This is a genomic window from Rhodovulum adriaticum (assembly GCF_004345735.1).
In the GTDB taxonomy this organism is placed as follows: Bacteria; Pseudomonadota; Alphaproteobacteria; order Rhodobacterales; family Rhodobacteraceae; genus Rhodovulum; species Rhodovulum adriaticum.
In genome coordinates this window covers 75,759-94,634 of the sequence record NZ_SLXL01000004.1, presented here as the reverse complement: position 1 = coordinate 94,634, position 18,876 = coordinate 75,759, and the positions used below count along the sequence as shown (strand labels likewise).

Below are 18,876 nucleotides of genomic sequence, written 5' to 3'. Positions count from 1 at the left end.
CGGCGATTTGCCGTTGCAGCTTGCTAGTTGAAAAGCCGGAATGTAGAGAATTTAAAAACCCCAAAGCTGGCGTAAAAAAAATTTAATTCAGGTGCACGATGCCCCGTCCCGAAGCGGTAACATTCAAGCAACTCAGGGCGTTGCAGGCGATCGCGGAACATGGCTCGATCACCGCCGCGGCTGAGGCAATCCGCCTCACCCCGCCGGCGGTGCATGCGCAGCTGCGCCAGCTGGAGTCCAGCTTCAACGCCCGTCTGGTAGAGCGGGGCGGGCAGGGCGTTGTCCGCCTGACCATGCAGGGCGAGGCCGTGCTGGTGGGCGCGCGCACCATTGATACCGCCCTGCAATCCTGTGCCGACCATGTCCGCGCCCTGAACGAGGGGATGGAGGGGATGGTGACCCTGGGCGTGGTGTCCACGGGCAAGTATTTCGCGCCCCGCCTGGTGGCCGAGTTGCAGCGTGCCTTTCCGACGGTCGATGTGCTGTTGCGTGTGGGAAACCGCGATACCATCGTAAACGCGCTGCAAAGCGCCTCGGTCGATCTGGCGATCATGGGGCGGCCACCCCGCGTGCCCGAGGTTCAGGCCACCGTGCTGGGGCCGCACCCCCATGTGCTGATCGCGCCGCCGGATCATCCACTGGCCGGGCAGGGGGCGTTGCCGCCCGAGGCGATCCTGGCGCAAACCTTTCTGGCGCGCGAGGAAGGGTCGGGCACGCGCATCCTGATGGACCGTTTCATAGAGCGGCTTGCCAGCGGCAGCCCGGCGCGGGTGATGGAGTTGGAGACCAACGAAACCATAAAGCAGGCGGTCATGGCCGGGCTTGGGATCGCCTTCATCTCGCGCCACACGGTGACCGATGAACTGCGGCTGGGGCGCCTGGTCGAGTTGCAGGCCGACACGCTGCCCTTGGTCCGGCAGTGGTTCCTTGTCCATCGCAGCGAAACACCGCTGAGTTCCGCGGCGCGGCGGGTGCATGCCCATATCGTGGATCAGCGCGGCGCGTTTCTGCCGCGCTGATCCTGCATGCCGCGGGGCGGCTCAGCCGTCGAAATCGACCTCTTCGACCAGCCGCAGCGCTGTACCGCGCAGGGCGGCCAGGTCCATCAGGTTCACGTCGTCAGGCGTGAACGTGCCCCAGCTTTGCACCAGGTCGGACGCCTCGGTCGTGGGGCTGACAGGGTATTCGTGGTTGACCTCGGCATACAGCGCCTGCGCCCGGGGCGAGGCCAGGAACTCCATCAGTTGCAGGGCGTCGTCGCGGTTCGGCGCGGCGCGGGTCATGGCGATGCCCGAGACGTTCACATGGGTGCCGCCGTTCTGGAATTCGGGGAACAGCACGTTCACCGCGTTGGCCCAGTCTTGCTGTTCCTCGTCCTCCAGCATCTTGCCCATGTAATAGGTGTTGCCCAGGCTGATGTCGCATTCCCCGGCCCAGATCGCCTTGACCTGTGCGCGGTCATTGCCCTGGGGTTTGCGGGCAAGGTTGGCCTTGACGCCCTCCAGCCACGTCTTCGCGGCCTCTTCGCCGTGGTGGTGGATCACCGCCGCGACCAGCGCCAGGTTATAGGGGTGCGTCCCCGAGCGGGTACAGATCCGCCCCTGCCATTTCGGATCGGTCAGATCCTCGTAGGTGGTCACCTCGGCCGGGTCCACGCGGTCCTTGCTGGCGTAGACGATGCGGGCGCGGGTCGTCAGGCCGAACCACTGGTCGCCCGGATCGCGAAAGGCGGCGGGGATGTTTTCCTCCAGCACCGCGCTGTCGACCGGCTGGGTCACGCCGGCGGCGACGGCTGCCGAAAGGCGCGAGATGTCGGTCGTCAGGATGATATCGGCGGGGCTGCGGTCGCCCTCGGCCTGCAGCCGCTCCACCAGCCCCTTGTTCAGGAAGGCGATATTGGTGCGGATGCCGGTTTCCTGGGTAAAGGCGTCCAGCATCGGCTGGATCAGTTCCGGCTGGCGGTAGGAATAGATGTTCACGTCGGCCTGTGCCGCGGGGGCCAGCAGCGCGGCAGCGGTGCTGGCCATCAGAAGGGTGCGGAACGTCATGGAATCTCCCTGTTCTTCGCGATTGCGTTTCCCAGGCGGATAAAAGCCGAGAGAATTTGTCGGGTCAATGGTCGATTGTTTCACTCAGGTTAAATTTCCGCGTTCCTCTGCCTTCACCTCGTCCCACAGGCTGTCCATCTCTGTCAGGTCCGACTCTTCTGGCCGCTTGCCACGCGCGGCCAGCTTTGCCTCTACCCCGCGAAAGCGGCGGTTGAACTTGGCATTGGCGGCGCGCAGCGCATCCTCCGGCTCGACCTTCAGGTGGCGGGCCAGGTTCGCCACGGCAAACAGCATGTCGCCGAATTCCTCTTCGACCTCGGCCTGGCTCATGGTGTCCCGGGCCTCGGCCAGTTCGCGGGCCTCTTCGGCGATCTTGTCCACGACCTGTCCAACCTCGGGCCAGTCAAACCCCACCCGGGCGGCCCGCTTTTGCAGTTTGACCGCACGGGTCAGCGCCGGCAGCGCCAGCGCCACGTCGTCCAGCACGCCATGGGCACGTTTGGCGGCCCGCTCCCGCGCCTTGATCGTTTCCCAGTCGCGGGTCTGCTGGTCGGCGGACTTGTCCCGGCTGTCCGCGCCAAAAACATGGGGATGGCGGGCGACCATCTTGTCGGCGATGGCATTGGCGACCGTGTCAAAGGTGAACAGCCCCGCTTCCTCGCCCATCTGCGTATGATAGACGGTCTGCAACAGCAGGTCGCCCAGCTCCCCCTCCAACTCGTCCCAGGCCTGGCGCTCGATGGCGTCGGCGACCTCATAGGCCTCTTCGATTGTGTAGGGCGCGATCGAGGTGAAATCCTGCTCGATGTCCCAGGGGCAGCCGGTTTCGGGGTCGCGCAGCCGGCGCATGATTTCCAGCAAACGCGGCAGGCCGCCCTTGGGATCGTGAACCAGGGCGTCGGACGGGGAACGGGTCATCGGGGCCTCCTTGCGCAGATGGGGCGACTTGGGCAAAAGCGCGGGCGGATGTAAAGTATGTCTGGCCCTCGCGCGCAAACCCGCTAGGCTAACGCCTTGGCAGAATGCCGCGCGAACGGGGGAAACCTGATGAAAATCCTGATTTTTCTGATTGCGGTAATCGCCGCCGCAGGGCTGGCGGGCGCCTTCTATTTCCGCATGGTTCCCGACGATCCCGACCGCTGGCATGTCGATCCCCTGACCGCGGTCAAGCCGCGCAGCCCCAACGCCGTGCTGATCCGGCCCGAGGGGGGGGACGACTCGGCCCCGGTCTACGACGTGCCGCCCAAGGCCCTGGCAATTGCCCTTGCCTCGGTGGCCCTTGCCGAACCGAATACCAAACGGATCGCCGGGGCGCCGGATGCGCTGTGGCAGACCTTTGTTCAGCGTTCCGCGCTGTGGGCCTTTCCCGACTACATCTCCATCAAGGTCGTGCCGGTAGAGGGCGGGGCGACCTACGCGGCCTTTTCCCGCGCGCGGTACGGCTATTCCGACCTGGGGGTGAACGCGGCGCGCATGGCCCGCTGGCAGGTCGCGCTAGAGCAACGGCTGGCCCCTTGACCGCGCCGCGCCTTCGGGCGAGGAAGCGTCATGGTCCCCCTAGATAAACTCGATCAGATCACCCAGCGGTTCGAATTCCTTGAGGCCCGGCTTGCCGAAGGGGCGTCGGGGGATTTCGCCCAGCTGGGGCGCGAATACGCGGAACTGAGGCCGGTTGTCGAACGCATCGCCGATTACCGCGGCCTGCTGGACGATATCGCCGAGGCCGAGGCGATGCTGGACGACCCGGAAATGCGCACCCTGGCCGAGGAAGAACTGCCCGCCCTGCGCGACCGTTTGCCAGAGCTGGAACAGGCCCTGCGCCTGGCCCTGCTGCCCCGCGATGCGGCCGATGCCCGCCCCGCCATCGTCGAGATCCGCCCCGGAACGGGCGGCGAAGAGGCCGCGCTGTTCGCCGGTGATCTGCTGCGCATGTACCAGCGCTATGCCGAGGCGCGCGGTTGGAGCTTTTCCATCCTGGAGGAGAACCAGACCGAACTGGGCGGCATCAAGGAGGTGATGGCCCGCATCCAGGGCGAGGGGGTCTTTGCCCGGCTGAAATACGAATCCGGCGTGCACCGCGTCCAGCGCGTGCCCGAAACCGAATCCGGCGGGCGCATCCATACCTCTGCCGCCACCGTCGCGGTCCTGCCAGAGGCCGAGGATGTGGATATCGACATCGCGCAAAACGACATTCGCATCGACACCATGCGCGCCAGCGGCGCGGGCGGCCAGCACGTGAACACCACCGATTCCGCCGTGCGCATCACCCACCTGCCCACCGGGATCGTCGTGACCAGTTCCGAGAAATCGCAGCACCAGAACCGTGCCGCCGCCATGTCGGTGCTGCGCGCGCGGCTGTTCGACCTGGAGCGGCGCAAGGCCGCCGAGGAACGCGCCGCGGCGCGCAAGTCACAGGTGGGGTCCGGCGATCGCTCGGAACGTATCCGCACCTACAATTTTCCCCAGGGCCGGATGACCGACCATCGCATCAACCTGACGCTTTACAAGCTGGATCAGGTCATGGCCGGCGACCTGGATGAGGTGATCGATGCCCTGATCGCGGACGACCAGGCCGCACAACTGGCCGAGATGGAGTCGTGACCGGAAGCCAGGCGCTGGCCGCGGCGGTGGCCCGGCTGCGGGATGCGCGCGTGCCCGATGCCCCCCGCGATGCAAGGCGGCTGCTGGCCCATGCTCTGGGGATTGCGCCCGGTCGTTTGACACTGGTCCTGCCCGAACCGCTGGCCCCGGCGGCAGCGGCGCGGCTGGACCAGGCGCTTGCCCGCCGTTGCGCCCGCGAACCCGTTTCGCACATCACCGGCACCCGCGCCTTTTATGGACGGGATTTCCGCGTCACGCCGGATGTTCTGGACCCGCGCCCCGAAACCGAAACGCTGATTGCCGCGGCACTGGCCGCGCCGTTCCAAACCGTGCTGGATCTTGGCACTGGGTCGGGGTGCATCCTGTTGTCGCTGCTGGCCGAACGGCCCGGCAGCGCGGGGCTGGGCGTGGACATCTCTGCCGATGCGTTGGCGGTTGCCCGTGACAATGCCGCCCGGCTGGGCATTGAAACGGCACGGTTCCTGCAATCGGACTGGTTTGCCGATGTCACGGGCCGGTTCGATCTGGTCGTGTCCAACCCGCCCTATATTGCCGCCGCCGAAATGCCCGCTCTTGCGCCGGAGCTCTCCCACGAACCGCAAGCTGCGCTGAGTGACGGCGCCGACGGGCTGACCGCCTATCGCGCCATTGCCGCCGGGGCAGGGCGTGTGCTGGCCCCCGGCGGCCGCCTTCTGGTCGAGATCGGCGCGACCCAGGCCGCCGATGTCCAGGCGATCCTGGCCGCTGTCGGGCTTGACATCGTGGCCATGCATCCCGACCTTGATAACAGGGATCGGGTGGTCGAGGCCCGCCTCACCGTCCGTGAAGCGTAACCGTTATGCGACAGGCCAGACGCATCTTTTGTCAAATGGCCGCACCGGATGTATTTTCCTCTTGTCTCGCCTTTGGGGGCGTGCTTAGTCGTTCCTGCGCTTGGAGGGGCCTTGTTGGCCCGCGGCGCAGGGCAAGCCTGACACATGTCGGCATGTAAACCGCCGGACGGGGCCGCGCGATCCGCCCCCCGCGGTGCGGCGCCCGCTCGATAACGCCAACTAGGCTGGAAACCAGTAAACGCATGAGATCATCCAAGTCACGTTCGCGCTCGAAGTCCAACCGCTCGCGGTCGATGGGCAACATCGTCAACCGCGTCTTTGACAGTTCGGGCCCCGAGGGCAAGGTGCGCGGCACGCCGCAGCAGATCATCGACAAGTACAATCAGCTTGCCCGTGATGCGCAGCTGGGCAACGATCGCATCGCGGCCGAAAACTTCCAGCAGCACGCCGAGCATTACGCCCGCCTGCTGGGCGAGGCGCAGCGCAGCCAGGAGGCCAAGCGCGACCGCGACCAGCAAGAGGCCCAGGCGCGCGAGCAACGCCGCCCGCGCGATGATTCCGGTGACGAGGATCAGGGCGCCCCGCGCAATCAGGACACCCAGCCGGACAAGCCGGCCGCTGACGCGTCGGGAACCGATGGCGGGGCCGATGTGATCGACCTGAACGAGGGTGGCGAGGACAGCGCGCTGGTCGAAACCCCCGAGGAAAAACCGGCCAGCCGCCCGCGCCGCGCCCCGCGCCCCCGGGGCAAGGCGAAGGCCGCGAAAGCCGATGAGGATGGCACTGGCGAAGACGACACGCCGTCCGCGTCCACCCCGGACGAGGCCCCGGCCGCGGAATAACGCCGCCCGCCGCACTGTGTTGCCTAGGGCGCCAGCGCCCGGGTCAGGGTACAGAACCCCTCTACCGGCACCTGTTCGGCGCGATCGGTGGGCGCGATTCCCGCATCTTGCAGAACGCTCTCGATATCGGGGGCCAGCCCCTTCAGGCTGGCCCGCAGCATCTTGCGCCGCTGGCCAAAGGCCGCTGCCACCACCCGTTCCAGAACCGCCGGATCGGCGGGATAGCGCGGCGCCGGCAGGGCGGTCAGGTGCACCACCGCCGAGGCAACCTTGGGCGGCGGGGTAAAGGCCTCGGGCGGCAGGCGCATCGCGATCCGCGCCTCGCAACGCCATTGCGCCAGAACCGCCAACCGGCCATAGGCCTTGGATCCCGGCGCGGCCACGATCCGCTCGGCAACCTCGCGCTGGAACATCAGCGTCAGGCTGTCCCAAAAGGGCGGCCATGCAGGCGGCGTCAGCCAGCGCACCAGCAATTCCGTGCCCACGTTATAGGGCAGGTTCGCCACAACTTTGATCGGCGGGGTCAGATGCGCCAGCGGGTCCAGCGCCAGCGCATCGGCGTTGATCACCTCCAAGCGCCCGGGATAGGTGGCCGATATCTCGTCCAGTGCGGGCAGGCATCGCGCGTCCTTCTCCACTGCCAGCACGCGGCGCGCGCCCTCGGACAACAGGCCCCGGGTCAGTCCGCCCGGACCCGGCCCGATCTCCAGTACGTCGGCGCCGCCCAGATCGCCCGCGGCCCGCGCGATCTTGGCGGTCAGGTTCAGGTCCAGCAAGAAGTTCTGCCCCAGCGATTTCTTCGCGCTCAGCTCGTGGGTTGCGATCACCTCGCGCAGGGGGGGCAGACCGTCGATGGCACTCACCGCGGCTCTCCTTCTTCTTGGCAAAAATACCCGCCGGGGGTCCGGGGGTGGCAAACGCCCGGCCGCGTGCCACAAGGCGCGCCGTTCATGCGCCGCGCGCCCGTGCCATGTCGCGCGCCATCTCCAGCGCGGCGATCAGGCTGGAGGGATCTGCCTGCCCGGTCCCCGCGATATCGAAGGCGGTTCCGTGATCGGGCGAGGTTCGGATAAAGGGCAGGCCCAGGGTCACGTTGACCCCATGGGCGAAATCCAGCGTCTTGATCGGGATCAGCGCCTGGTCGTGATACATGCAAACCGCCGCGTCATAGCCCGCCCGTGCCTCTGGGTGAAACATCGTGTCGGCGGGCAGGGGACCGGAAATTGCCAGCCCTTCGGCGCGCAGCCCCTCCAGCAGCGGGGCGATCATCTCGATTTCCTCGCGCCCCATCGCGCCGCCTTCGCCCGCATGGGGGTTCAGGCCGGCCACGGCCAGGCGGGGTGTCTCGATCCCGAAATCGCGGATCAGGGCGGCATGGGTGATGCGGATCGTGTCGGACAGCAGGTCGGTGGTCAGGGCGCCGGGCACGTCGCGCAGGGCGATATGAATCGTGACCGGCACCACTCGCAGCGCCTCGCAGGCCAGCATCATCACCACTCGATCCACGCCCGCCAGATGGGCCAGGTATTCGGTATGGCCGGGATGGGCGAAACCCGCGCCGTCCTGCAGCGCCTTTTTGTGGATGGGGGCGGTGCACAGGGCGCTGGCGCTTCCCCGTTGCACCAGATCCACGCCGCGCGCGATGGCCTCTATCACCCCGGCGGCGTTCTCGGGGGCGGGTCGGCCCGGCGTGGCCGGCGCCGCGAAGGGCAGGCGCAGAACCGGCAGCGCCGTTGCCGCGACGTGCAGCGCCTGTGCGGGATCGTGGATTTCCGCGTGCGGCGTGCCCTCGGGCAGGTGGCGCGGATCGCCGATCCAGGCAAAGGGCAGGCGCGCGCCCAGCACCTCCCAGGCCTTGGCGGCGATCTCGGGGCCGATGCCGGCCGGTTCGCCGCAGCTCATCACGATGGGGCGGTCGGTCATGGTTCGCGGATGATCGCGTCGGCGCGCAGTTCGGCCAGATAGCTGTCGGCATAGGATACCAGCCGCTGGTTCTGCAGTTGCTGGCGGATCTGGCCGCGGTCGACCTCGGCATCCCCGAGCGCGGGGGTGCGGCCGCAGACCATCAGCAGGACCGCAGCCTGCGGCGTGCTCAGCGCCAGGGTGCTTTCGCCGGCATCCAGTCGCCCGATCTGGCCGGCGATATCCGCAGGCAGATCGGCCACGGCCCGGGTTTCGCGGATCAGCCGGTCCTGCGGTGCATCCAGCGCCTCGCCGAACAGGTCGTCGCAGGTATCCACGCGCGCGCGCACCCTTTCGGCGTCGGCGCGGGTCTTGCCGGGCATGGTAAAGAGGGCGTATTCCACCGCAACGGTGCGCGGCCCGCCCTCTGCCGCCCGTGCGATGGCGCGGTCGATCTCGGCTTCGGTGATCTGCAGGCGCGGCCCGAAACGGCTGCGCACCACTTGCCGCCATGCGATGCCGGAGGCCACGAAATCGCGGAAGGTTTCGGGGGCGATGCCCTGCTGCCCAAGCGCGGTGACCAGCTGCTCGGGGGTCATGTTGGCGCGGGCGGCGAATTCCTCCATCCCGCTGCGCACGGCCTCTTCTTCGGGCATCACGCCCAGCCGCTTGGCGGCCTGCATCTGCAACCGTTCGTCGGTCAGGATCTGCAACACGTTGTTGCGCATTTCAGCAGGGGCGCCCAGGATGGTCAGGAACCGCAGGCGCTGGTCGATCTCGAAATTGGTGACCGCGCTTTCGTTGACGATCAGGCGCGGTGCAAAGGGGCCACCCTGTTGCGCTGCCGTCCCCGTTGCCCACAGTGCCATTCCGGCCGCGGCCAGCCAAACCGTCATTCGCATCATGCTCAACCTCCGTTTGCGCCCCGGTCTCATCGCATGCACCGCCGGGTATCCGTGGCGGCCCGGGTTTCGCTGCCGAAGCCGCCCAGCGAAAGCGTCAGGCCGAAATCTGTCGATGGCTTCACACTAGTGGATGAGGTGAAGCGGTGCGAGAGCGAAAGATCGACCGCGATGCACTCGTTGCGGTATTCCAGCCCCAGGCTGGCCGAGGCCGCCTCGCCCCCGACGAAGTCGTAGCGCCAATCGGCCTCTGCGGTCCAGTTGTCACGAAAGCGATAGGCCGCGTCCATCACCCATTCGGACCGATCCGTCAGGCTGTTTTCAGCGATATTGGCCTCGGCCCACAGCAGGCTGGAGCCTAGTTTGACCGTGTCGGAATGCCAGTCGATCCGCAGGTCCGATCGCGTCACCCCGTCATCGTCCAGCAGCGCGCGGTTGGCCAGCGTCAGGTTGCTGGGCAATTGCAGCTCCAGCGCGGTCAGCCAGTCAGAGCGCAGACCGTCCAGCCCGGACCCGGCCGCGAACTGGCCGTCATCGCGTTCGCGCCAGATGCGCCCGACCAGCATCGACAACGACCAGCCCGCAGGGTCGTAGCGCGTCCAGCCCAGCCCCGCGTTCAGTCGCAGCCCCGACTCGCGCACATCTTCGCCCGCGAACCGGGTAAGCGAGAAGAGGTTGCCCTCGTCAAACTCGACCAGCACGCTGTCGTCGTTGGGAATGCCGCTGGTGTCGCGCTCGGCCCAGGCCAGTTGCAAGACCGGCTCCAGCAGGTGGCCGACCCCGTTGGCGTCGTTGCGCACCAGGGGCCAGCGCAACTCTGCGGCGGCTGCGGGCGTTAGCCGCGTGTAATCGCCCGCCAGCGCGGCATCGTCGGCGACCGTGTAATGGTCCAGCGCCAGTTCCGCCATTCCGCCCAGCACCAGACCGCCGCCGACGACCTGCCGCCCCTGCCAGTCCAGCTTGGCACTCAGCCGTCCGACATCCATGCCCTGCCCATAGGGGTCGGGATCGCCGAACGGGGTGGCAAGCGGCAGGTCCAGGGGATCGTCCGATCGCCGCCAGGCCCCGTGCGCGGACAGCGTCAGCCCGAACATCCCACCGATGCCGCCGGGCGGGTCAAAGCGTTGGCGATAGCTGAGATCGCCCACGACCGAGGGGATCGTGTCATTGGTCTCGGTGTCGCGCAGCGACTTGAAATGTACCAGCTCGGCAAAGATCAATTCGTCCCGCCGGGCGCGGGTCAGGGTCAGGGCGCTGTCCAGGCGGTCCTTGTCGGAAAAGTCGTAATCCAGCAGGTAGGCCGGGTCCGAAGTGGTTTCGATGTCGAAGCTCAGCTTGAAATCCCGGGGCAGGGCGAATTCACCGTCGACGAAGGCGTAATAGCGGGTTTTCCCCGTTACCAGGTCATCGCGCGTCACCGCCCCCTCAAAGGCCAGGTCGCCGCGGGCAAACGCCTGGCGATAGCGCAGGCCCAGCGTTCGGGTGCCGCCGGTCGTGACATGGGGGGTCAGGGTCAGGTCGCGATGCGGTCCCAACGCGATGAAATAGGGCAGCTTGACCCCTGTCCCCTGCCGGTTGCTGGCGGTCAGTTCCGGCACCAGGAACCCGGTTGCCCGCTTCAGCGTGGGATCGGGCAGGCGCAGCCGCGGCAGATAGAAGATGGGCAAGCCCCCCAGTTCCAGCCGCGCATGGTCGAAATAGAGTTGGCGTTCCTCTTGGTCGTGCACGATGCGTTTCGCCCGGATCTGCCACAGCGGAACCTCGGACATCTCGCAAACCCGGCAAGAGGAGGCAACGGTGCGGTCCAAGACCGTATAGCGGTCCGACACGCGCCGGATGTCGGCGGCGGCCAGTTGGACCTGTTGCTGTAGCACCATGCGCGCGGAATGCAGGATGCCCTCGGTCAGGTCCGGCGACAGCGCGGCGCTGTCGGCCAGCAGGACCGTTTCGCCGCCGGTGGTCAGGGTCAGCGGGCCGGTGATTTCCAGTGTTTCGCCGCGGCGGTCATAGACGATGCGCCGCGCGGTAAGGCGGGCGCCGTCTTGGAAAACCTCGACATTGCCTTCCGCGACAAGGTTGGACATCTCACCGACCGAAATGCTGTCGGCAATCAGCGTCGCGGGGCCCGGCGCCTGTTGCGCCGCACCGGGCAGGGCCAGTGCGCAGAGCGCGACAAGGGAAAGCAACAGCCGCCGCATCACCCGTCCTCCAGGTGCAGCAGCAGGCCCAGCGACAGCAGGATGCCGGCGGCGGGGGGACTCCATGCGGCCAGGGCGACGGGGATTTCGCCGATTTCGCCCAGGACCTGGGCGAAATTGCGCAGAAAAACCAGGCCCAGCCCCGCGGCAAAGGCCAGCATGACCATTGTGCCGGTCCGTCCGAAACGGCTGTGACGCATGGTGAACCCCGCGCCCAGCAGCACCATCGCGGCCAGCAGAACCGGGCGGGCGAACTCGGTCTGTAGCCAGACCCGGTGCGCGCGGGCGGAAAACCCGGCCCGCTCCATCCCCTGAATGAAGGCGGGCAATTCCCATATCGGGATGGCAGAGGGGCTGGCGAAACTGTCCCGGATCCGTTCGCGCGTCAGGTCAGAGGGCAGGGCCAGCCGGTCGTGAAGGGTTGCGCTGGCCTCGGGGTTGGCGGTGTCGGGGCCAAGATCCCACCGCTTGGCGTTGCGGATATCCCACCCCGCCGGGGTCAGGATGGCATGGTCGGCCGCGATCCGCAGGCGCGGATCGCCGGTCAGATCGAACCCCAGAAACGTCACCTCGATAAATCGGGTCGCGTCCGCGTCGGTCCGCGCCGCATGGATCACCATCTGCCCCTCGGGCGTGCCCTGGCGCAGCCACAGCCCCTCGTCGCTGACCGAAAGGACAGAAATCTCATCCTGCGAATAGCGCGTGGCCACCGTTTCGTATTGCGTGGTCGTGGCCGCGACGATCGGGTTCAGAACGGCCACGGCCCCCGCGCCCAGGGCCACGGCCGTGGCCACCGGCGCGACCAGGCTGCGCAGCGCCGACCGGCCCGAGGCGCGGGTGACCACCAGTTCCGAGGTGCGCGCCAAGCCCAGGAACAGCGCTACCGTCGCCAGCAGAACGATCAGCGGCAGCAGGCCATACAGGTCGGCGGGCACCTTCAGTGCGGACAGGTGCAGCGCCTGCGCAGGTCCGATCACGCCGATGTCGAACCGGCGCAACTGTTCGACCATGTCGATCAGCAGGAAAAGTGCTGTGAACAGCGCCGTCACGGTCAGCAGACTGATGGCGAACTTGCGCGCGAAGTAGAGGTGCAGGGTCACGTCATCGCCCCCCGCAACCGCCGTCGCCGCCCCGACATCGCGATCAGTACTGTTCCCATCGCCATGCCCGCCAAGGGCGCCAGGTAGGTCACCGGCCACAGCGCCGCGTCGCGCCGGGCGATATCGCTGGCCGAGTTGTTCAACAGGTGGATCGCGATCAGCAGCACCACGCCCAGCACCATCTGCCGCCCCGCCCCGAAACGCGAGAAACCGCCCAGCAGCAGCGCTCCGTACCCCACCAGCGCCCCGGCCACCGCCAGCAGCGGCCCGGCAAAGCGTTCGTGCCCCTCTTGCAGGGCCTCGGCCCGGGTGGCGCGGGCCGCCTCCAGCCGGGCGGGCGAGGGCGATAGCAGCGCCAGGGTGGGCAGCGTGGTCAGTCGTGTGCGCCCGGTGGTCCCGCTGTCGACCAGCGCGCCGATGTCATAGGTGAAATCGGCAAAGCGCGCGGTCGAAAGGCGGCCGTTCTCGTCCGAGAGGGATTGCGCCATGCCGTCGAACATCACCAGCTTGGGGCCGGTTGCACTGTCGACCAGCAGCGCCCGCTTGGCGGTGTAGGTGACCTGCCGCCCCTCTTCGCGCGCATCGGACAGGAAAATGTCCTGCAACTCGCTGGCCGGCGTGATCTCGCGGATATAGACGGTGACGCCGGGCGCGGGGTGCAGGAAGCGCCCCTCCGACAACACCTGTGAAGTCACGTCGCGGGCGATCTCGGCGCGGCGCTCTGCCAGTTGCGCCTGGCTGGCGGGCACCAGCCCATGGCTGAGCACAGAGGCCAGCACCGCCACGCCCAGCCCGAAGACCAGCACCGGGCGGGCCATGCGCCAGGGGCTCAGCCCGGTGGCCTGCATCACGACCAGTTCGCTTTCGTTGCTCATGCGGTTCATCACCTGCACGGTGCCGGCAAAGGCGGCCAGCGGCAGCACACGTCCTATGATGTCGGGCAGGGTAAGTGCCGTGAACTCAAGAAAAACCTGCGCCGATTGCCCGTCTCCGATCAGGCGCTCGAACAGCTTTACGGCCTGGTTCAGCCAGTAAAGCGACACGAGGACGAGCCCGAAGAAGCCGAACAGTATCGTCAGTTGCGACAGCATGTATCTGTCGAATCTCGGCACCTATCCCCCCCAGGACAGCCAGTTTCCCAGCGACACTAGACCAATCGGTACGGGGCGAAAACTGCTATCTGGTCAAGGGCGGGGCGGGGGACTAGGTAGGATGAGACACCCCAGATCACGGAGACCGCCATGACCACCCCTATCGGGATCACCTTCGCCGAGACCGACCTAGATGCGATCGAGGAGGCAGCCGGCCGCGTCGCCGTCTTTGTCGATGCCGAGGGCAAGCTGGACCCCGCCGGCCGGCGCGTGAACCGCCTGATGCGCGGTGCGCTGGCCCGTTTCATCGAAAGCGACACGTTTTCCAAGCTGAAGCCGGGCGAGGCCGCGACGCTGGCCTTTCCCGCCCACATGGCGGCCCAGGCGGTTGACGTGGTTCGGCTGGATCGCCGCCCCACGGTCGAGGAGGCCCGCAAGGCCGGGGCCGCGCTGGCGCGGCTGTTGGACACGGCGGGCATGCTGGTGCTGGCCGGGTCCAATCCGCGGGCCAGCGACGTGGCGTTCGGCCTTGCCCTGCGCGCCTACGGGTTCGACGCCCACAAGACCGCCGAACCGACGGTGCCCGGTGCGGTCAAGGTGATGGCGACCAAACCCGAGGAGGTCGCCGCCAAGGCCGGGCCGATGGCCGCGCTGGCCGAGGGGGTGTTCTTTACCCGGGATCTGGTCAACGAACCGGCCAACATCCTGACGACCGACGATTTCGCCGCACGCCTGGCCGCGATGCAGGAACTGGGGCTGGAGGTCGAGATCCTGGAAGAGGCCGATCTGGAAAAGCTGGGCATGCGCGCGCTGCTGGCGGTGGGGCAGGGGTCCGAAAGCCCCTCCAAGGTGGTGGTGATGCAGTGGCGCGGCGGTGACGCCGACCAGGCCCCGCTGGCGCTGGTCGGCAAGGGCGTGGTGTTCGACACCGGCGGCATCTCGATCAAGCCGGCGGCCGGCATGGAAGAGATGACCATGGATATGGGCGGTGCGGGTGTCGTGGCGGGCGTGATGCGCACGCTGGCCCTGCGCAAGGCCAAGGCCAATGTCGTGGGCCTGGTCGGGCTGGTGGAAAACATGCCCGACGGGCGCGCCCAACGACCCGGCGATGTCGTGCGCACGATGAAGGGCGACACGGTCGAGGTCATCAACACCGATGCCGAGGGCCGCTTGGTCCTGTGCGATGTGCTGTGGTACGCGCAAGATCGGTTCCAGCCTGCGGGCGTGATCGACCTGGCGACCCTGACCGGGGCGATCATCATCGGGCTGGGGCATCACCATGCGGGCGTGTTTTCCAACGACGACGCGCTGTGCGATGCCTTCCTCAAGGCCGCCGGGGCCGAGGCCGAGGGCGCCTGGCGCATGCCCTTGGGCGAGGCCTACGACCGGCAGCTGAAATCGCAATATGCCGACATGAAGAACGTGGGCGGGCGTGCTGCGGGCTCGATCACCGCGGCGCAGTTCCTGCAACGCTTCGTCAAGGACGGCTGCCCCTGGATCCACCTGGATATCGCGGGCGTGGCGCGGGTTGGCGAGGATACGATGCTGGCGCCCAAGGGTGCGACCGGCTGGGGTGTGCTGGCGCTGAACCGGCTGGTGGCGGATCGGTTCGAGGGGTAGGCGGCGCGCGAAGGGCCGCGCCCTGCCTGCGAAGGGCAGGCGTGGCCCTTGTCGCGTGTTACTTGATTGCGCAACAGCCCCCTGTGTTACAACACCCTGGCCGATACCCCACAGACAGAGAGTCGAATGGGCAACGCGCTGTTCTATCACCTGACCCGCCGCCCGCTGGAGGCGACATTGCCGATGCTGCTGGAAAAATCCCTGGCGGCGGGCTGGCGCGTGGCGGTGCGCGGCACCGATGCCGGGCGGCTGGACTGGCTGGATGAACGCCTGTGGATGGGCGACGGGTTCTTGCCCCACGGTCGGGCCGGGGGCGGGTTCGACGCGGATCAGCCGGTCCTGCTGACAACCGCGCCGGAAATGCCGAACCGTGCCGCCTGCCTGATGGCCGTGGACGGGGCCGAGGTTGCCGCGGCAGAGGCCGAGGCGCTGGAACGGGTCTGCATCCTGTTCGATGGCAACGACCCGGCGGCGGTGGACCATGCCCGCGGCCAGTGGCGCGCGCTGACCGGGGCCGGGGTACCCGCGCAATACTGGTCCGAGGAGTCGGGCCGCTGGGAGAAGAAGGCCGAAAGCGCCGCGCCGCAGGGCTAGCGCAGGCCGGTTTCCTTTAGCAGGCCCAGGCGCTTGGCCTCGTAGTAATAGCCGCGCGCATACCACATGACCGCCGCGTCCTCGTCCCCGTCGGAAACGATCCAGGCCCCGCGCAGGTATTTCCCCGCATATTCCAGGTTGGTTTCCGCATCCAGCAGACCTGCGGGTTCGCCGCGATAGCCCATGGTCCGTGCGGTCTGTGGCAGGATCTGCATCAGCCCGTAATAGGGCCCATTGCGCGCCGCCGGGTTATAGTCGCTTTCGCGTTGGATGACCTTGTGCAGCAGGCTTTCGGGGATACCGTGGCGCTTGGCGTATTTGCGCACCAGCCGCCGCATTTCCGGCGTTTCACCCGGGTAGAGCGTTGCAGGTACCTTGGCCGATTTGCGTTTTCGGCCAGATCCGCAGGCGGCCAGCGGGGCGGCGGCGATCAGGGCCAGGGCGGCACGGCGGGGCAGGGTGGGCATGGCGACGGATCCTTTCGGCTGATCCCCATCGCATACGCCACCCGGGCCCACTTGCCAAACGGCCCGGCGGGGCACCGCCGATGCGACAGCAGCACAAATGCAAACCCCGCGGACCTTGCGGCCCGCGGGGTCTCCTCCTCCCTGGAGGTGCAGACGGATACTTAGTCCATCTGCTTGAAGTGGAACTCGCCGCCCTCTTTCAGGCCCGAGGGCCAGCGCGAGGTCACTGTCTTGGTCCGCGTGTAAAAGCGAAAGGCATCGGGGCCATGCTGGTTTAGATCGCCAAAGCCCGATTTCTTCCACCCGCCGAAGGTGTGATAGGCCAGCGGAACCGGGATCGGCACGTTGATGCCCACCATGCCCACGTTGATGCGCGCGGCGAAATCGCGGGCGGTGTCGCCGTCGCGAGTAAAGATCGCGGTGCCGTTGCCGTATTCGTGGTCCATGGCATAGCCGATGGCCTCTTCGTAGGTCTGGGCGCGCACGGTGGACAGGACCGGGCCGAAGATCTCTTGTTTGTAGATCTCCATGTCGGGGGTCACCTTGTCGAACAGGGACGGCCCGATGAAATAGCCCGACTCATAGCCTTGCAGGGCAAAGTTGCGGCCATCCACGACCAGATCGGCCCCCTGTTCGACGCCCGTGTCTATCAGGCCCAGCACCCGCTCTTTCGCCTGGGCGGTCACCAGCGGCCCGTAATCCACGTCCGCACCGGCAGTATAGGGGCCGACCTTCAGCTTTTCGATGCGGGGCACCAGCTTTTCGATCAGGCGGTCGGCGGTTTCATCCCCCACGGGCACGGCCACCGAAATTGCCATGCAGCGTTCGCCCGCCGCGCCATACCCCGCGCCCACAAGCGCGTCGGCGGCCTGGTCCATGTCGGCATCGGGCATGACGATCATGTGGTTCTTGGCGCCGCCGAAACACTGCACCCGCTTGCCGTTGGAACAGCCGCGCCCGTAGATGTATTCCGCGATGGGGGTGGAGCCGACGAAGCCGATCGCCTGGATGGTCGGGTTGTCCAGGATGGCGTCCACCGACTCCTTGTCGCCGTTGACGACCTGCAGCACGCCATCGGGCAGCCCGGCCTCTGTCATCAACTCGGCCAGCATCAGGGGGACGGAGGGGTCGCGTTCACTGGGTTTCAGGATAAAGGCGTTTCCGCAGGCCAGCGCCGGGCCCATCTTCCACAGCGGGATCATGGCGGGAAAGTTGAAGGGCGTGATGCCCGCCACCACGCCCAGGGGCTGGCGCATGGAATACATGTCGATGCCGGGGCCGGCGCTGTCGGTGAACTCGCCCTTCAGCAGATGCGGCGCGCCGATGCAGAATTCGATCACCTCCAGCCCGCGCTGCACATCGCCCTTGGCGTCGGGCAGGGTCTTGCCATGTTCCGAGGACAGCGCCTCTGCCAGTTTGTCCATGTCGCGATGCAGAAGCCGCACGAATTCCATCATAACGCGGGCGCGGCGCTGCGGGTTGGTGGCCCCCCACGCGGGTTGTGCTTGGGCGGCGGCCGCAACGGCGGCGTCCAGCTCTGCCTTGGAGGCCAGGGCCACCTTTGCCTGCACCTCGCCAAGCGCGGGGTTCATCACATCGGCAAAGCGGCCCGACTGGCCGGCCACCTGCTGCCCGTTGATGAAATGGCCCAGTTCCTTCATCGCGTCCTCCCGCTCTTTTTCGCCATATGGCTGTTGGACGTGAGGATAGGCTTGCAAAATTCAACGCGAAAGCGGCAGTTTTCCAAAAACGTTTTGCAATAATGCAAGGATGCGCTGGAATGAACTGGGACGATATCCGCCTGTTCCTGGCCGTGGCACGGGCCGAAAGCCTGACCGGCGCGGGCAAGGCGCTGCGGCTAGACCCGGCCACCCTGGGCCGCCGCATCGCCCGGCTTGAGGAAACCCTGGGCACGGCGCTGTTCGTCCGCTCGCCCCGTGGATATGGGCTGAGCGAGGCGGGCGAGCGTCTGATGGCCCGTGCGATCCATGCCGAGCAGGCCCTGCAGGAAGGGGCCGAGGAATTGCGCGAACAAGAGGGGCAATTGACCGGCTCTGTCCGCGTGGGGGCACCGGACGGGGTGGCCAATTTCCTGCTGCCGCAGGTCACGGCCGCGCTATGCGATGCCAATCCGGGGCTGGAGGTTCAGATCGTCGCGCAACCGCGCGTCTTCAACCTGTCCCGGCGCGAGGCCGACATGGCCATCGCCGTCAGTCCCCCCAAGACCGGGCGCCTGACCGTGCAGAAGATCACCGATTACCACCTGCACCTGGCCGCGACCCGCAGCTACCTGCAACAGCACCCGCCGATCCGCGAACTGGCGGATGTCGCGGGGCACCGCATCGTGGGCTATATCCCCGACCTGATCTTCGACAGCGAGTTGGACTATCTCTCCGAGGTCGGCGCCGCGCGGGTGACGCTGGCCTCGAACTCTGTGGTGGTGCAACTGAACTGGCTGCGCACGGGGGCCGGGCTGGGGATCGTCCACGATTTCGCGATGCCCTTTGCGCCGGGCCTGGTCAAGGTGTTGCCGGACCGGCTGGCGTTACGGCGCAGCTTTTATCTGGTGCGCCATGGCGACGACCGGCGCAATGCCCGGCTGTCCCGTTTTGCCGGGTTGCTGGCCGAGGGCGTGCGCGCCGAACTGGCCCGGCTAGAGGCGCTCTGAGCGGGCGCGG

General features: G+C 67.3%; 18 protein-coding genes. 8 read left to right on the top strand and 10 right to left on the bottom strand.

What is annotated here, in order from left to right; genetic code table 11:
- Positions 1–98 precede the first annotated feature (98 nt).
- Positions 99–1,019 (top strand): LysR family regulator CbbR, encoded by a 921-nt coding sequence (gene cbbR / locus EV656_RS08145; RefSeq protein ID WP_132602076.1) that lies wholly within the window; start codon positions 99–101, stop codon positions 1,017–1,019.
- 21 nt (positions 1,020–1,040) lie between these two features.
- Here the strand turns inward: cbbR and EV656_RS08140 are convergent, their stop codons facing one another.
- Both EV656_RS08140 and mazG read right to left on the bottom strand, forming a co-directional pair.
- The gene (locus EV656_RS08140) at positions 1,041–2,048 is read right to left on the bottom strand and encodes a Fe(3+) ABC transporter substrate-binding protein (protein WP_132602073.1); all 1,008 of its coding nucleotides are present in this window, start codon (positions 2,046–2,048) and stop codon (positions 1,041–1,043) included.
- Positions 2,049–2,132: 84 nt separating this feature from the next.
- Positions 2,133–2,966, bottom strand: a complete 834-nt coding sequence (gene mazG, locus EV656_RS08135) for a nucleoside triphosphate pyrophosphohydrolase (protein ID WP_132602070.1) — start codon at positions 2,964–2,966, stop codon at positions 2,133–2,135.
- A 129-nt stretch (positions 2,967–3,095) separates the two neighbouring features.
- Between mazG and EV656_RS08130 the strand changes: the two genes are divergently transcribed.
- The 4 genes from EV656_RS08130 (at position 3,096) to EV656_RS08115 (ending at position 6,324) form a co-directional block, all read left to right on the top strand.
- Complete coding sequence (locus EV656_RS08130) at positions 3,096–3,566, top strand: DUF1499 domain-containing protein (protein ID WP_132602067.1); 471 nt, start codon at positions 3,096–3,098, stop codon at positions 3,564–3,566.
- Positions 3,567–3,596: 30 nt separating this feature from the next.
- Positions 3,597–4,649 carry a peptide chain release factor 1 gene (gene prfA / locus EV656_RS08125; RefSeq protein ID WP_132602065.1) on the top strand — a complete coding sequence of 351 codons (1,053 nt, stop codon included), beginning with the start codon at positions 3,597–3,599 and terminating at the stop codon, positions 4,647–4,649.
- Positions 4,646–5,482, top strand: coding sequence for a peptide chain release factor N(5)-glutamine methyltransferase (gene prmC, locus EV656_RS08120; protein ID WP_132602063.1), 837 nt, complete (start codon positions 4,646–4,648; stop codon positions 5,480–5,482). The genes prfA and prmC overlap by 4 nt, the downstream gene beginning before the upstream one ends.
- Positions 5,483–5,724: 242 nt before the next feature.
- On the top strand, positions 5,725–6,324 hold the full coding sequence (locus tag EV656_RS08115; protein ID WP_132602060.1) for a DUF4167 domain-containing protein: 600 nt from the start codon (positions 5,725–5,727) through the stop codon (positions 6,322–6,324).
- A 23-nt stretch (positions 6,325–6,347) separates the two neighbouring features.
- Here EV656_RS08115 and rsmA read toward each other — a convergent pair whose 3' ends face one another.
- The 6 genes from rsmA to lptF all read right to left on the bottom strand — a co-directional run bounded on the left by rsmA (position 6,348) and on the right by lptF (position 13,517).
- Positions 6,348–7,187: a 16S rRNA (adenine(1518)-N(6)/adenine(1519)-N(6))-dimethyltransferase RsmA gene (gene rsmA, locus EV656_RS08110; protein WP_132602057.1), complete on the bottom strand. Its 840-nt coding sequence runs from the start codon at positions 7,185–7,187 to the stop codon at positions 6,348–6,350.
- Between the two features lie 85 nt (positions 7,188–7,272).
- Positions 7,273–8,247 carry a 4-hydroxythreonine-4-phosphate dehydrogenase PdxA gene (pdxA, locus tag EV656_RS08105; protein WP_132602054.1) on the bottom strand — a complete coding sequence of 325 codons (975 nt, stop codon included), beginning with the start codon at positions 8,245–8,247 and terminating at the stop codon, positions 7,273–7,275.
- On the bottom strand, positions 8,244–9,131 hold the full coding sequence (locus EV656_RS08100) for a SurA N-terminal domain-containing protein (RefSeq protein ID WP_165918966.1): 888 nt from the start codon (positions 9,129–9,131) through the stop codon (positions 8,244–8,246). Before EV656_RS08100 ends, pdxA begins: the two co-directional genes overlap by 4 nt.
- A gap of 26 nt (positions 9,132–9,157) precedes the next feature.
- Positions 9,158–11,326 carry an LPS-assembly protein LptD gene (locus EV656_RS08095; protein ID WP_132602048.1) on the bottom strand — a complete coding sequence of 723 codons (2,169 nt, stop codon included), beginning with the start codon at positions 11,324–11,326 and terminating at the stop codon, positions 9,158–9,160.
- Complete coding sequence (gene lptG, locus EV656_RS08090) at positions 11,326–12,426, bottom strand: LPS export ABC transporter permease LptG (RefSeq protein WP_132602045.1); 1,101 nt, start codon at positions 12,424–12,426, stop codon at positions 11,326–11,328. Before lptG ends, EV656_RS08095 begins: the two co-directional genes overlap by 1 nt.
- Positions 12,423–13,517, bottom strand: coding sequence for an LPS export ABC transporter permease LptF (lptF, locus tag EV656_RS08085; RefSeq protein WP_207287035.1), 1,095 nt, complete (start codon positions 13,515–13,517; stop codon positions 12,423–12,425). The genes lptG and lptF overlap by 4 nt, the downstream gene beginning before the upstream one ends.
- 150 nt (positions 13,518–13,667) lie before the next feature.
- Between lptF and EV656_RS08080 the strand changes: the two genes are divergently transcribed.
- Together EV656_RS08080 and EV656_RS08075 are read left to right on the top strand one after the other, a co-directional pair.
- A complete protein-coding gene (locus tag EV656_RS08080) occupies positions 13,668–15,137 on the top strand; it encodes a leucyl aminopeptidase (RefSeq protein ID WP_132602039.1) in 1,470 nt (489 codons plus the stop codon).
- Positions 15,138–15,263: 126 nt separating this feature from the next.
- A complete protein-coding gene (locus EV656_RS08075) occupies positions 15,264–15,731 on the top strand; it encodes a DNA polymerase III subunit chi (RefSeq protein ID WP_132602036.1) in 468 nt (155 codons plus the stop codon).
- On the opposite strand, the gene EV656_RS08070 is transcribed toward EV656_RS08075, so the two are convergent.
- Together EV656_RS08070 and EV656_RS08065 are read right to left on the bottom strand one after the other, a co-directional pair.
- Positions 15,728–16,198: a lytic transglycosylase domain-containing protein gene (locus tag EV656_RS08070; RefSeq protein WP_132602033.1), complete on the bottom strand. Its 471-nt coding sequence runs from the start codon at positions 16,196–16,198 to the stop codon at positions 15,728–15,730. The two genes, EV656_RS08075 and EV656_RS08070, sit on opposite strands and share 4 nt — an antisense overlap.
- Before the next feature lie 161 nt (positions 16,199–16,359).
- Entirely contained in the window at positions 16,360–17,859 is a 1,500-nt protein-coding gene (locus EV656_RS08065; RefSeq protein WP_132602030.1) for a CoA-acylating methylmalonate-semialdehyde dehydrogenase, read from the bottom strand.
- 119 nt (positions 17,860–17,978) lie between these two features.
- Between EV656_RS08065 and EV656_RS08060 the strand changes: the two genes are divergently transcribed.
- Entirely contained in the window at positions 17,979–18,866 is an 888-nt protein-coding gene (locus EV656_RS08060; RefSeq protein ID WP_132602027.1) for a LysR family transcriptional regulator, read from the top strand.
- The last annotated feature ends 10 nt before the right edge of the window (positions 18,867–18,876 follow it).

Bases quoted from the DNA above. Each gene is read 5' to 3' on its own strand.
- cbbR (WP_132602076.1), top strand. From the start codon at position 99: ATGCCCCGTCCCGAAGCGGTAACATTCAAGCAACTCAGGGCGTTGCAG.
- EV656_RS08140 (WP_132602073.1), bottom strand. From the start codon at position 2,048: ATGACGTTCCGCACCCTTCTGATGGCCAGCACCGCTGCCGCGCTGCTG.
- mazG (WP_132602070.1), bottom strand. From the start codon at position 2,966: ATGACCCGTTCCCCGTCCGACGCCCTGGTTCACGATCCCAAGGGCGGC.
- EV656_RS08130 (WP_132602067.1), top strand. From the start codon at position 3,096: ATGAAAATCCTGATTTTTCTGATTGCGGTAATCGCCGCCGCAGGGCTG.
- prfA (WP_132602065.1), top strand. From the start codon at position 3,597: ATGGTCCCCCTAGATAAACTCGATCAGATCACCCAGCGGTTCGAATTC.
- EV656_RS08115 (WP_132602060.1), top strand. From the start codon at position 5,725: ATGAGATCATCCAAGTCACGTTCGCGCTCGAAGTCCAACCGCTCGCGG.
- pdxA (WP_132602054.1), bottom strand. From the start codon at position 8,247: ATGACCGACCGCCCCATCGTGATGAGCTGCGGCGAACCGGCCGGCATC.
- EV656_RS08100 (WP_165918966.1), bottom strand. From the start codon at position 9,131: ATGATGCGAATGACGGTTTGGCTGGCCGCGGCCGGAATGGCACTGTGG.
- EV656_RS08095 (WP_132602048.1), bottom strand. From the start codon at position 11,326: ATGCGGCGGCTGTTGCTTTCCCTTGTCGCGCTCTGCGCACTGGCCCTG.
- lptF (WP_207287035.1), bottom strand. From the start codon at position 13,517: ATGCTGTCGCAACTGACGATACTGTTCGGCTTCTTCGGGCTCGTCCTC.
- EV656_RS08080 (WP_132602039.1), top strand. From the start codon at position 13,668: ATGACCACCCCTATCGGGATCACCTTCGCCGAGACCGACCTAGATGCG.
- EV656_RS08075 (WP_132602036.1), top strand. From the start codon at position 15,264: ATGGGCAACGCGCTGTTCTATCACCTGACCCGCCGCCCGCTGGAGGCG.
- EV656_RS08070 (WP_132602033.1), bottom strand. From the start codon at position 16,198: ATGCCCACCCTGCCCCGCCGTGCCGCCCTGGCCCTGATCGCCGCCGCC.
- EV656_RS08065 (WP_132602030.1), bottom strand. From the start codon at position 17,859: ATGAAGGAACTGGGCCATTTCATCAACGGGCAGCAGGTGGCCGGCCAG.
- EV656_RS08060 (WP_132602027.1), top strand. From the start codon at position 17,979: ATGAACTGGGACGATATCCGCCTGTTCCTGGCCGTGGCACGGGCCGAA.